At 62.4% G+C, this 12,057-nt stretch carries 17 protein-coding genes; 7 read left to right on the forward strand and 10 right to left on the reverse strand.

Annotated features, from left to right (window positions below; translation table 11 throughout):
• Window positions 1–43: 43 nt before the first annotated feature.
• A complete protein-coding gene (locus tag GY40_RS01340; protein ID WP_038358047.1) occupies window positions 44–601 on the forward strand; it encodes a hypothetical protein in 558 nt (185 codons plus the stop codon).
• A 494-nt stretch (window positions 602–1,095) separates the two neighbouring features.
• On the opposite strand, the gene GY40_RS01345 is transcribed toward GY40_RS01340, so the two are convergent.
• From GY40_RS01345 to GY40_RS01355, 3 genes are all read right to left on the reverse strand, one after another.
• Window positions 1,096–3,165: an ATP-dependent helicase gene (locus GY40_RS01345; protein WP_038358049.1), complete on the reverse strand. Its 2,070-nt coding sequence runs from the start codon at window positions 3,163–3,165 to the stop codon at window positions 1,096–1,098.
• A complete protein-coding gene (locus GY40_RS01350) occupies window positions 3,162–3,383 on the reverse strand; it encodes a hypothetical protein (RefSeq protein WP_113255011.1) in 222 nt (73 codons plus the stop codon). Before GY40_RS01350 ends, GY40_RS01345 begins: the two co-directional genes overlap by 4 nt.
• Window positions 3,384–3,486: 103 nt before the next feature.
• On the reverse strand, window positions 3,487–4,422 hold the full coding sequence (locus GY40_RS01355) for a 3'-5' exonuclease (RefSeq protein WP_248311072.1): 936 nt from the start codon (window positions 4,420–4,422) through the stop codon (window positions 3,487–3,489).
• A gap of 378 nt (window positions 4,423–4,800) precedes the next feature.
• Between GY40_RS01355 and GY40_RS01360 the strand changes: the two genes are divergently transcribed.
• Both GY40_RS01360 and GY40_RS26890 read left to right on the forward strand, forming a co-directional pair.
• Complete coding sequence (locus GY40_RS01360; RefSeq protein WP_248311068.1) at window positions 4,801–5,814, forward strand: L,D-transpeptidase; 1,014 nt, start codon at window positions 4,801–4,803, stop codon at window positions 5,812–5,814.
• Between the two features lie 76 nt (window positions 5,815–5,890).
• Window positions 5,891–6,805: a hypothetical protein gene (locus tag GY40_RS26890; RefSeq protein ID WP_248311069.1), complete on the forward strand. Its 915-nt coding sequence runs from the start codon at window positions 5,891–5,893 to the stop codon at window positions 6,803–6,805.
• 120 nt (window positions 6,806–6,925) lie between these two features.
• On the opposite strand, the gene GY40_RS01370 is transcribed toward GY40_RS26890, so the two are convergent.
• Window positions 6,926–7,336, reverse strand: a complete 411-nt coding sequence (locus GY40_RS01370; protein WP_038358054.1) for a DUF6766 family protein — start codon at window positions 7,334–7,336, stop codon at window positions 6,926–6,928.
• Between the two features lie 105 nt (window positions 7,337–7,441).
• Between GY40_RS01370 and GY40_RS26895 the strand changes: the two genes are divergently transcribed.
• Genes GY40_RS26895 through GY40_RS01390 form a run of 4 tightly spaced genes read left to right on the forward strand, consistent with a single transcriptional unit; the run spans window position 7,442 to window position 9,228 of the window.
• Window positions 7,442–7,747: a GNAT family N-acetyltransferase gene (locus GY40_RS26895; protein WP_038358055.1), complete on the forward strand. Its 306-nt coding sequence runs from the start codon at window positions 7,442–7,444 to the stop codon at window positions 7,745–7,747.
• Entirely contained in the window at window positions 7,744–8,121 is a 378-nt protein-coding gene (locus GY40_RS01380; RefSeq protein WP_038358056.1) for a VOC family protein, read from the forward strand. The genes GY40_RS26895 and GY40_RS01380 overlap by 4 nt, the downstream gene beginning before the upstream one ends.
• A gap of 11 nt (window positions 8,122–8,132) precedes the next feature.
• On the forward strand, window positions 8,133–8,345 hold the full coding sequence (locus GY40_RS01385) for a DUF3008 family protein (RefSeq protein ID WP_038358092.1): 213 nt from the start codon (window positions 8,133–8,135) through the stop codon (window positions 8,343–8,345).
• A 25-nt stretch (window positions 8,346–8,370) separates the two neighbouring features.
• Entirely contained in the window at window positions 8,371–9,228 is an 858-nt protein-coding gene (locus GY40_RS01390; RefSeq protein ID WP_038358058.1) for a glucose 1-dehydrogenase, read from the forward strand.
• 11 nt (window positions 9,229–9,239) lie between these two features.
• On the opposite strand, the gene GY40_RS27405 is transcribed toward GY40_RS01390, so the two are convergent.
• From GY40_RS27405 to GY40_RS27875, 6 genes are all read right to left on the reverse strand, one after another.
• Window positions 9,240–9,485 carry a hypothetical protein gene (locus GY40_RS27405; protein ID WP_156115836.1) on the reverse strand — a complete coding sequence of 82 codons (246 nt, stop codon included), beginning with the start codon at window positions 9,483–9,485 and terminating at the stop codon, window positions 9,240–9,242.
• Window positions 9,466–9,717 carry a hypothetical protein gene (locus GY40_RS01395; protein WP_038358059.1) on the reverse strand — a complete coding sequence of 84 codons (252 nt, stop codon included), beginning with the start codon at window positions 9,715–9,717 and terminating at the stop codon, window positions 9,466–9,468. Before GY40_RS01395 ends, GY40_RS27405 begins: the two co-directional genes overlap by 20 nt.
• Before the next feature lie 63 nt (window positions 9,718–9,780).
• Window positions 9,781–10,284, reverse strand: a complete 504-nt coding sequence (locus tag GY40_RS01400; protein ID WP_038358061.1) for a YciE/YciF ferroxidase family protein — start codon at window positions 10,282–10,284, stop codon at window positions 9,781–9,783.
• Window positions 10,285–10,373: 89 nt separating this feature from the next.
• Window positions 10,374–10,907 (reverse strand): general stress protein, encoded by a 534-nt coding sequence (locus GY40_RS01405; protein ID WP_038358062.1) that lies wholly within the window; start codon window positions 10,905–10,907, stop codon window positions 10,374–10,376.
• A gap of 12 nt (window positions 10,908–10,919) precedes the next feature.
• Window positions 10,920–11,219 carry a hypothetical protein gene (locus GY40_RS01410; protein ID WP_038358064.1) on the reverse strand — a complete coding sequence of 100 codons (300 nt, stop codon included), beginning with the start codon at window positions 11,217–11,219 and terminating at the stop codon, window positions 10,920–10,922.
• A gap of 641 nt (window positions 11,220–11,860) precedes the next feature.
• On the reverse strand, window positions 11,861–12,057 hold a 197-nt coding region (locus GY40_RS27875; RefSeq protein WP_197062684.1), incomplete at its 5' end, for a hypothetical protein.

Consider the following 12,057-nt stretch of genomic DNA (forward strand, 5'->3'; position numbering starts at 1 on the left):
CGCCGCGTAGCATCTTAAAAGCAGCTCCTCACCGGAGGTGGACATGGCTCTTCCCGACGACCTCGTGACTTGGAGCGTCAAGCGCATTGGGCAGAAAATGGGTGATGGCGAATGCTGGAGCATGCTCGAAACCGCCTTGACTGAATGCGGCGGCAAGACCTCAACCCAACTCATGGGCGGCAAGGTAGGGCCTGACGGCGATTATATCTGGGGCACACTGGTGAAGGATCTGCGCCGCGATATTGTCGTTGGCGACATACTGCAGTTCCGGAACTTCGTCTGGGAGGACAGAACGGAGGTAAAAACGACGCATCCAAACGGTGATTGGGAGACGGGCGGGTCAGCGGTTGAGAAGCGCCCTCATCATACCGCCATCGTCGAGGATGTCGTCGGCCAAGGCATTGTCGACGTGCTAGAGCAGAACGTCCCTGGAGGCGATCCCATCCATCGCGCACGCCTGCACGTCGTCTCGTTTCTGGGTCCGAAGATAAAGAAGACCCTGCCTAACGGGGACGTAGTGGAAACTACGCCGAACCACCGCGTCAGCGGCACGGTCTGGGCATTTCACCCGCAGGTCGCGTTAGCGGCCAAGAAGCCCTGAAGCCTAAGCAGTGACCTAGCTACCAATCTCCCATACGAGCGCGACCGGCGTCTCGTCTCTTCTCGAGGCTGCGATGCCATTTCGCGCCGACTCGATCACTTGGGTCGAAATCCTCCCTCTTAATCGCGTCGCGAAATCTCCCCGCCCACTCCACGGGGGGCCCACGCCTCCTGTCCGCGGCGCTATGACGCCAAAGCGACCGCCACTTCGTTCATCTGCAATGCAATGAGGCGTTGTTAAGCCGATCAGACGCCGCAGACTCCACAACGCTTACCCTGCGGACCGGCCGATCCAGCGCCCTTATCCAGGCCGCCGCAGCGCCGAACTCAAATCAGCTCCTGATCGATCAGCTGGCCATCACGCTCCTGACGCATCATCGTGCCGATGACGTGGAGCCCGATTTGCCAATCGGTGAACCACGATCGATCCGGCGCAGGCGTCCGGCCGCGGACGCCCTATCCAGCTTGATCTCGACCTGATGCAGCAATTCCTGGTCATCGCCACATGCCTCGCATCTTGGCCCTGACATCGACCTTAGGCCCGCCTGATGGTGCCCGCTTGGCGTCTGCGGCCGCGATCGGCCAGGCAGTCCGCTCGAACTGACCAAGCACCGCGTTCGGAATGAAGCGGGTCCGATTAGCGTAGACATGACGGTCGCTAGTGGCGGATTGGCCGTGCGTGAAGAAGCGTTGCGGGACGACAAGATGCAGATCGTCCTTCGCCCGCGTCATCGCGACATAGAGCAAGCGACGCTCCTCCTCGATCTCGTCACGTGCGCCGGCGCCAAGATCGATCGGAATGCAGCCATCGACGGTGTTCATCACGAAGACCGACTTCCACTCCTGCCCCTTGGCGGAATGGATCGTCGACAGGATCAGGTAGTCCTCGTCGAGATGTGGCACGCCGGATTGGTCGCTGGTCGCGTCCGGCGGATCGAGCGTCAATTCGGTCAGGAAGCGCTCACGCGACGGGTAGCCCCCGGCGATCTGTTCGAGCTGCACGAGATCAGCCTGCCGCGTGCTGGCATCTTCGTGGATACGCTCCAAGTGAGGCTCATACCAGCGGCGGGCGCGCTCAATCTCGGCCGGCCACCCTACGGTGCCGGCGCGCAGCTCGCTGACGGCGGCGACGAATGACGCCCAATCGTCACCGGCCCGCGGCGGAGCCGGAGCGTTCTCAAGAGCCTCGAGAGGCACTGAGGCCCGCGCGACATGTTCCAGGACGCGCTGCGCCGAGGTCGGGCCAACGCCGGGCAACAGCTGCAGCAACCTGAAACCAGAGACCCTGTCGCGCGGGTTCTCGACGAAGCGCAGCAGCGCCAGCAGATCCTTGATATGGGCGCTATCCAGGAACTTCAGCCCACCAAATTTGACGAATGGAATGTTCCGGCGCGTGAGTTCGATCTCCAGTGGACCGCTATGGTGCGATGCCCGGAACAGCACGGCCTGCTGTTTCAGCGTCGATCCGCCTTCTCGGTTCTCCAGCACCTTCTCGGCAATGAAACGAGCCTGATCGGCCTCATCTCGGACATGCACCAGCTGGGGCGGCGACCCGGTCGCACGATCGGTCCAAAGGTTCTTGGTGAAACGCTCAGCCGCCAGATCGATGACGGCATTTGCAGCCGACAGAATGGCGCTGGTCGAGCGGTAATTCTGATCGAGCGTGATGACCTCGGCCGGCGGAACGAAGGCTGCCGGGAAATCGAGGATGTTGCGGACCGTGGCCGCCCGGAACGAATAAATCGACTGGGCATCGTCGCCGACGACAGTCAGGCCGCGGCCGTCCGGCTTCAGCGCGAGCAGGATCGAGGACTGGAGACGGTTCGTGTCCTGATACTCATCGACCATCACGTGATCGAAGCGACCGCCTATGTCCGCGGCGATATCGGGATCGGTCACGGCTTGCGCCCAGTAGAGCAGCAGGTCGTCGTAATCGAGGACGTTCTGGCTCTGCTTGGCTTCGACATAGGCAGCGAACAGCTCTTTCAGCTCCGCGGCCCAAGTGGCGCACCAAGGGTAAGACAAGCGCAGAACCTCTTCGATCGGCAGCTCGGCGTTCACGCAGCGCGAATAGACCGCCAGGCAAGTGCCTTTCGTCGGAAACCGCGACTCTGTCTTGGAGAAGCCAAGCTCGTGCCTAACCAGGTTCATCTGGTCGGCCGAGTCCTCCCGATCATGGATCGTGAAAGCGGGATCGAGACCGAGCTGTTCGGCATAGTCGCGCAGCAGGCGGGCGCCGATGCCGTGGAAGGTGCCTGCCCAGGTCAAGGCGTCGGCCAGGACGCCAGCACCGTCGCCAAGCACCTTCCGTGCAATCCGCTCGACGCGCTTCGCCATCTCGGACGCCGCGCGGCGCGAAAACGTCATCAGCAGGATGCGCCGCGGATCGGCGCCGCTGACCATGAGGTGAGCCACGCGGTGCGCAAGCGTGTTGGTCTTGCCTGAGCCGGCACCCGCGATGACAAGCAGGGGCGCGGAAGCCACCGCGCCCACGCCATGGATCACCGCGCGTCGCTGTGCCGGGTTGAGCGCGTCGAGATAGCTGATCGGGGCGATGGCGTTCATGCCTTCAATTTCCGAACCGGCCGCGCTCCTTCCGAGAACCGGCCGCGCAGAAAGCCGAGCGAGGCTGCGCGATCAGCATCTCGCAAGAGCTCTTCACGGTTATGAAGCAATGCCCCGATCGCGGCCCGGGCGTCACCCTCGAACTCCACCAAAACCGAATCGATCTGTTGCTCCATAAGCTTCGGAACAGATGCCTGTTTCAGCACGATTGGCGGCATTGATGCGTCCTCGATGAGGAGAACATTATGAGAACAATCACCTTCGAGGAGTCAAGCTCCGAGGCGCAAATCTACACCGGGGCGCCTGCTCGAATGGGGCCGGCTAGGCACGATACCGATCGAACGCCGTCAGCCGCAGGGTCAATGGTTCCGCGTCCTCCCAGCCATAAATCTCCGTGCGGAGATAGCGGAACTCCTCCTCTTCGAGCTCGTCATCGATCTCAATCCACCAGGCTCTCGGCCTGCCGTCACTTCCATCCGACCAGCGATAGCCTCTGCCTTTGAGATGGTCCTTCATGTCGAATGGCGCGTTTTCCGCATAGACGCAGACACGGCTACGCTCGCTTGAACGTAAGAGCTCACAGAATGGTAGCGCGCCACCCTCCCCGGCCGGCCTCGCCAGTACCTCCAAAAGCGCGTTGCAATCATCCGTCGCGCGGTGGCCCTCATGGAACAGCCCGGATTGGCCCACGAGGTATCCGAGCTTGTTTCCCTCGAAGCCAAGATCCGCCCAAGGGACTTCTCTGACGGAACAGGCCCAGGCTTTCGAGACGAAGGCCGGCGAGAGCTTTTCGCAGAACGGGCGATCGAATGCGGCGTTATGGGCGATGACGAGATCCGCGGGCTCGATCAGCGCGTCAAGCGCTGCAATATCAATCTCGTGACCAGCGACCATATCGTCGGTAATGCCGGTCAGCCGTGTGATTTCCGCCGGTATCGGCTCCGAGGGCTGACGCAGGCCACTATAGATGCCCACGACGTCGCCGATCACACCTGCGTCGTCATAGGTGAAAGCGACAGCGCCAATTTCGATGATTTCGTCCTTTGCGGAATTCAGGCCGGTCGTCTCCGTGTCCACCAGAACCGCGAGGTTCGGAAAGGCGCTTTCGGCTCGCGGGATGATGGGCCGCGGCACGAGCTTCCGTAAAATCCTGAAGCGCCCACCCTGCTCCAGCCATTGTGCGGCCTCCTCGTCATTCCAGCCGGGCAGAGTAGGTAGAGTTTCTGACTTGCGTTTCCGGGGCACGGATCTCGCCATCTGCCGGTAGCCCGGCGCATCATCGAACAAGTCAAACTGGATAGAGGCAATCTTCATTTTGCGGCCCTCGTCGTCGTGGGCGCTCGCCATTTGCGGTCGAGGGCAAGGAGCTCAGCGATGAGCCTTCCACGCGGCCCATATAGCTTCCAGGCGATTTCCATCAGCCCAGTTTTGCAGCGGTCAATAAGGTGGCTCCAGACGTCGCGTCCACAATAGCCCACGGTTCGTTCCTACTAGGGGTTCGCCGCAGTTCGCGTGGCAGGTGATTATTTGTGCGCCGCGCGCCGACCCGCAGCGCGATCGGCTTCTTACCGCCTCTGTAACGCCGCTTCGGAACCCCGGAATAACACATCGCGTTGCCGCTGCATGAATCGAACGATGGTGATGGCCGTGCCGCGACCCGCTTTCGAGCTGCTGAAGTTCTTCCGGGCAGCCTTGCTAGGTGGATGTGTCGTGCTGGTGCCATTCACCGCGCAAGCCCTCACCGCCGACGAGGTGAACCAAGCAGGCCGTCCGGCCACCACGAAAAGCAAGGTGACGCGGCCCAATGCGTCGATCGTCAAAGCTCAGGTTTTGCTGGCGCGTCAGGGGGTCTCTCCCGGGGAGATCGACGGCCTGGATGGCGACAACTATCGGAAGGCCATCAACCAGTTCCGCCGCCGCGAAAATCTCGGAACCGGCGAGATCATCGACGCATCGACATGGCAGGCCCTTAAAGGGGACATCAGCGCGGATGTCGTCTCGGACTACGTCGTGACAAAGGAGGATATCAAAACCCGGTTCGTCCGGCGCATTCCTCACGACTACGCTCGCCAGGCCCGGATGAAACGGCTCGGCTACAGGAACGCGCAGGAGATGTTCGCCGAACGCTTTCACATGAGCGAAGGCCTACTCAGGGTGCTCAACCCGCGAACGCATTATCGGAAGCGTGAAGAAACGCTGCACGTCGTCTCGGTCGGACGAACCGCTCCTTCGGACGAGGCGCGAACCGTCGAGGCCGACAAGACCAACGGCATGGTTCGCGCGCTCGATACGACAGGAAAGGTGATCGCGATGTATCCGGCCACGATCGGCAGCGAGGACACCCCGTCGCCCGAGGGTGAATATCAGGTGGTGAGGGTCGTGAAGAACCCGACCTATCACTATGACCCGGTCAAGAATTTCCAGCAGGGCAAGAACAAGCGTCGCCTGGTGCTCCCCAGGGGTCCCAACAACCCGGTCGGCACGGTCTGGATCGAGCTGTCGAAGCCGACCTTCGGCATTCATGGTACGCCGGAGCCTTCGAAGATCAGCAAGGCGTCGTCGCATGGCTGTGTGCGGCTCACGAATTGGGATGCGGAGGAACTGGCCCAGATCGTCAAGCCAGGTACGACCGTCCGCTTCGTCGACTAGCCGATGTCACCCCGCATTCTGGCTTGCAACTTTGACCGGCCGTCGGCATCGGTCTGGACTGCGGGACGGTAGGGCGATGGCTGCGCGCGAGCACAACGACGTCGAAATCCGCGAAGATGGAGAGGGCCCGGGAGCGATCGTCTCCTTTCCGTTCGACGCCGCTGCGGTCGAACGCTTTCGGGACACTTTTCCGAGAGCGCGCTGGAACGACGACCTGGCTGCTTGGCGGATCCCGGGCAAGACGGCGATACTTCGCGCGGCACGATGGCTCGATCGTGAGCTGCCGAGCGCCTTCAGCCTCGCCGATCAGCGCGGCCGCGATTCCTTTTCGTTCGAGCCGATCGTCAGCCCCTATCTGAAGGTTGCCGATGAGATCGTCGTGCGCACCCCTTATTCACGAACCGTCGTCGAGGAATTGCGCGCGGTTCCATGGGCCTGGTGGAACGGAGACGACAAGGCTTGGCACGTACCATTCCGATCAATCGATGAACTTCGCAAGAGATGGCCGGCGATCGAAGCCGCCGCGGAACGCAGCGAGCCGGAGGCTCGAAAGCAACGGCGCCAAGCGGCGAAACCCGCGCCCGGATACGAAGACGCCAAAGCAGCGATGACTGAGCGCCGCCGCCGGCGCTATCCTGTCCCGGCGAGCGAGCAGCCGCCGCTCGACAGAGTGCTCATGTCCCATGAAGGACCGCTCGTCATCCTTGAGGTGACCGGCGAGGTCGTTCCCGCGGAGACAGCCGCCCGGCATTACCCCTGGAGTTCCGGACAGCCCGACGATCTGGTCTGGGCATTGTGGCGTCGCCCGACGCACGACGAACTTGTAAAAACCTGGCCTGCCCGACATCCCGCCGCGGTGAGCGCCCTCCTCCGAGGATGGTGGCAACCTACGCTCGAGGAACTGCGCATCGCGCGGCGCGCGGCGAGGTCATTGGAGCGCGCTCGGGAAACTCGACGTCGTCGCGGCGGTTCCGACGATCCGGCGGGTTGAGCCCCGCCCGACCGGGTTTCCGTCCTCGTCGGGTTCCGCGCCGGTCACGCCGAGTATGTCAATCGCGCAATCCGCTCCGCAAAGACTTCGATCCCGGGCAGCGCCGAACCGTCAAATACCTTATGACTGGCGTTCCCTGACGTAGCGGTGATCCGTGTGGCGGCCTGCGTAGTCTCGGTCGATCTCCTCGATCAGACGGTCGCCATCGTCGCGATCGACCTTGCGCAGGATGGCATCGAGCTTGGCCTCCATGCGGTCATCGCCCTCCTTCGATTGCGGTGAGCCGACATGAAGCAGGATCGCGAGCCCCGCGACCTGCCACAGCAATTGCAGGAATTCCGACTGCCAGTTCTCGAGCGTGTCGCGCATCATCTCGATGAAGTACCCCTCGAAGCTGGCGGCCTGACCATGGCTCGCCTGTTCGTTGGCATAGGCGAACCAGCCGAAGACCCAGTGGCCGACCAAGCTGATCAGGAAGAAGCCGCCGGTCACCCAGGCAAATCCGTATCGGGTCCAGATCGAGTGTTTCATTCACCGCTCCCAGTCCCGCAGGGCTTCGAGAAGCATCGCTGCGAGAGGGAACTCCGATCGGCTGCCGGGGTTCAACCCGGACACCGCCTCTTTCAGGAGCGCCCCATGCAGAAGAAACCGCCAAGCATCCGAGACGACGCTGAACACAACAGGTTCGTGATGGCGGTTCCGGGCGGCGAGGCCTGTGCAACGTATCGGCGCCTTGATGACTACCTTATTGTTTCGCACACCGAGGTGCCGTCGAGTTTGCGCGGTCGAGGTCTCGGCTCGCAGCTTGCTGAAGCCCTGTTCGAGCGCGCACGCGGCCGCGGAGAGCGTATCGTCCCCGCCTGCTCATTCATTGCGGACTGGGCCAGGCGGCATCCTGAATACCAAGACGTTCTCGCCCAGCGGACGGAGCGGGCGCAATGATCGACCATATTTCCGTCGGCACCAATGATCTCGGGAAGGCACGTACGTTCTACGACGCGGTCCTTGCGGAACTCGGGATCCGGCTTCTCAGCAGCAGCAATCGATCGGCCGACTACGGCGTGAGCAGCATTCTCTTCAGCATCGAGACACCCGTCGACGGCAAGAGGGCTTCCAGCGGCAACGGGACCCATATCGCTTTTGCTGCCGGCAGCCGAGAGATCGTGAACGCCTTTTACCATGCCGCGCTCGCCAACGGTGGCACCGACGCTGGTGCCCCGGGTGTACGCCCGAATTACGACGCTCACTACTATGGCGCCTTCGTCTTCGATCCCGACGGCAACAAGATCGAGGCCGTCACCCGTTCATCCAAGTGAAGGAGGACGACATGCCTGCAAAATCAGCCGCTCAACAGAAGGCCGCGGGCGCCGCGCTCGCCGCCAAGCGGGGAGACATCAAGGAAAGCAAGCGGGGAGACATCAAGGAAAGCAAGCTCAAGGGCGCATCAAAATCGATGGAAAAGTCGATGAGCGAGAGCGAACTCGAGAAGATGGCTTCGACCAAGCGCAGGGGAAAACCCGAGCACAAGGCCAAGCACTGACTCGTCGCATCTCGAGGAAATAACGATGACATCACACTTCGAACCGCCCTTCCCTGAGCAGCAGCAACCGATGCCGGGGCGCACCGATGCCATGAAGCCCCGACCGGACCATGGCGAGGACAGCTATGTCGGCTCGGGGCGCCTCAAGGGCAAGCGCGCCATCATCACCGGCGGCGACAGTGGCATCGGGCGGGCTGTGGCCATCGCTTTCGCTCGGGAGGGCGCGGACGTCCTGATCTCCTATCTGAACGAGGACGAGGATGCCGAAGAAACCCGCGGCTGGGTCGAGAAGGCCGGACGAAAAGCCGTGCTGGTGTCCGGAGACATCCAGGAAGCGGCCCATTGCCGCCAGATCGTCGACCGGGCCGTGGCCGAATTCGGCGGCGTCGACATCCTCGTCAACAACGCTGCCCATCAGGCGAGTTTCAAGGATATCGGCGACATTTCGGACGAAGAATGGCAACTGACCTTCGCGGTGAACATCCACGCGATGTTCTACCTGACCAAGGCTGCCGTCCCGCACATGAAGCCTGGTTCCTGCATCATCAACACGGCCTCGGTGAACGCCGACAAGCCCAATCCGACCCTGCTCGCCTATGCCACGACCAAGGGAGCCATCCAGAACTTCACCGGCGGGCTGGCGCAGTTGCTGGCGGAGAAAGGGATCCGGGCCAATGCCGTAGCCCCCGGGCCGATCTGGACACCGCTGATCCCCTCGACGATGACGGGCGAGAGCGTCACGCAGTTCGGCAAGCAGGTCCCAATGAAGCGGCCGGGACAACCGGCGGAGCTCGCCACGGCCTATGTGATGCTGGCAGATCCGCTCTCGAGCTACGTCTCGGGCTCCACCATCGCGGTAACTGGCGGTCATCCGATCCTGTGATGGCAGGCGGGTCAATCTTTGTGGAGCTTCCCGAGATTGCCGGGCAGGCCCGAGAAAGGAAGATCGTCCGGCTTGAGCAAGCTGTCGGACGGTTCAGGACCATGGCTCTTTTCGCCCCTGTGCGCCTCATTCCAGTGCCGGATCTTGTCTGTAAGCCGTAGAAACTCGGCTGCCTGCGGAGAACCTGCGGGCGCGTCGCTCAGCGCGGCGGCGCGCTGTACGGCAGCCTCATATTCCTCATGATTTTTGAAAGTCATGGCTGGAGTCCAATTCGGATTGGTTGCTGGCAGCAATCTCGTCGAGGAGTTCGGAGGCGGCTCGCGACAAAGCCTCCGGTGGCGCCATATCTTCCTGAAGATGCCATTCCACGAAGTCTCGGCTCTTCCCGGCTCTCTCCGCCAGAAGCGCCACCCAATCGCGGTGCGGGTAAGCTGCATTCATCCGCAGCGCGAGATCCCGGCCGGAAGTAAACGGTTCGGACGAAAGCATCGGGGCCTCCTGTACTCTCCGAAGAGAAAAAGACCCCGCCGGATGTCCGGCGGGGCCGCGCGCTCAAGCAGCCTTGCGATTGATGCCGTCCAGCGCGAGCTTGGTGAGTTTTTCGTCGGTCGCGGCTTCCTCGTCGAGATTCTGCTTCAGGAGCGACGCGCAGTCATTGCGACCGAGCTGCTTCGCCCAGGCGACCAACGTGCCGTAACGCGTGATCTCGTAGTGCTCCGCCGCCTGGGCCGCGGCAATCAGCGCCGCATCGAGCACCTGCTTGTCCTCGACTTCGCCGGCGACGTCATTGGCCTCTTCGAGGATGCCGTCGATCGCAGGGCAGGTGACGCCCTTTTCCTCAACGCCATGCAGGCGGAAGACCTCCTTCAGGCGCGTGATCTGGCCCTCGGTCTCGCGCAGATGCGTTTCGAAGCCGCGCTTGAGATCCGGGCTGGTCGCCTTTTCGACCATGTCCGGAAGCGCCTTCTTGATCTGGTTCTCGGCGTAATAAATGTCCTGAAGCGTATGGACGAAGAGGTCGTCCATCGTGGCGATGTCTTTAGAAAACCAACCCATGCCGCACTCCATTTTGGCAGAAAATCCCCCCAGCGCTTGGTCGTTCCCGAGGGCTGGTCCGCCCTCTTCCGAAAGCCGGACGGCTTTGTTCAGATCACCGTGGAACGATAGGGTTCCGCCGTCTCGTCGAACCGGTTCCACCCTGCTGCACGGTATTCCGCGAGGCGGGCATCTCGGTCGATGGGAGATGCCCCATCGAGGATGGCCTCAACCGCCGGAACCTGCTCATCGGCTACGCGAACGGAAACCACACTACCCCCGCGCCGGATCGTTTCTGCGTAGTAGTTGGCATCCTCTTCGCTGTGACCGGTGCTGGTCAGAGCCCCGACGATCCCGCCGGCGACGCCACCGGCCGCGGCGCCCGCTGCCGTCGACGCGAGCCAACCTGCGGCCACCACCGGGCCGATCCCGGGAATGGCGAGCAGTCCGACACCTGCGAGCAGACCGGCTGCTCCACCGAGCGCCGCGCCGATTCCGGCGCCTTCACCGGCATTGCTGTCATCGGCCTTGGCGTGCCCGACCACGCTGATGTCAGCGGCGCTGACGCCCTCGGCTTCGAGGGCTTCGACCACCGACCGGGCGGTTTCGTAGTTTTCATAGGAACGTGTCAGTGTCTGAGTCATGGGAGTCTCCGATTACTGGCGGGTGATGTTGCCGCGATAGTCGACGGTGACGTTCACTTTGGCGCCGCCATGCGTGGCGCTGCCCTTCCAGACGCCATTGGCGTCCTTGGTCAGCGGACCAACCTGAGAATAGCCGTTGGCCTCAAGACGGCTCTTCGCCTGTCCTTCGGTGAAGCTATTCGCGCCTGGAAGCGGAGCATTCTTGTCCGCTTCGCCCTTGGGCGATGGTACGGGTGACGTCGTCGCGGGCTGAGCGAGCGCACCAAAGGAGGTCGTTGCCGCGATGAGGGACGCGAGCAAAAGCTTCTTCATGTCCAAAGCTCCTCGAAACTCGTGGAATGGTCCACTGAATGCATTTCGAACGAGCTGGGCGCCGTTTCTGTTCCGCCAGAATTTTGCATCCGTAGCGACCAAACCGCGGGTCGCTTTCTTCATATGCCGGGGCAGCGCCAGGTGGCGGCCGCGAAGTCGCCGGGGCCTCTGGCGCAGGCCCTTTGGGCTTGACTCGTAACCCCCGTCAGCGCCCGCCTGAACCAGACCCCTTTGCCGTTTCCGAACGCGTTCACAGACACGCTGTGGACCACGACCGAGAAGGAGCTCAATCATTTGCCGCAGCGCTCTACGACCCCCACGACAGGGCATTGCCAATTGGTTGGAGTACGAATAGGCGGCCGCTGCCGCTTGGCCGCCGCCTTCCCCGGGACGAACGAGTGACGGCCTCGATCTTGTTGCCGTCCAGATCGACACGCCGCGAATAGCGAGCATCGTATTCGGAACGCAGCCGGGCGGACAAGCATCGTGTCCGCCATGGGCAAGACTGTGCGATGAAACGCCTCGTCGAGTTCGCGCCAGCCTGGTGGACCGTAAGGTCTCGTCTCTCCCTCGATCCGATGGTCGCCTGCCCGAAATCGATTTCGGCAAGCATGCAGGCAGACGCTCGGTAAGACCGGCAGCTATTCGCCGGTGCCCGCCGCCGGCTTGTCGTCCGGCTTCACACGCGGTTTGTCGGCATCGCCAGTATCCTTTTCGGGATCGGGATTGATCGAGACCCTCGTGGTCGCCTCCGTCCCCGGATCGCCCTGGATCGATTTCACGCGCTGCTGTTCTTCAGGGCTGAGCTTGTTGCCTTGGCCGTCTCGCATGGGTGCCT

This window comes from Allobosea sp. UNC402CLCol (assembly GCF_000745475.1).
GTDB lineage: Bacteria > Pseudomonadota > Alphaproteobacteria > Rhizobiales > Beijerinckiaceae > Allobosea > Allobosea spartocytisi.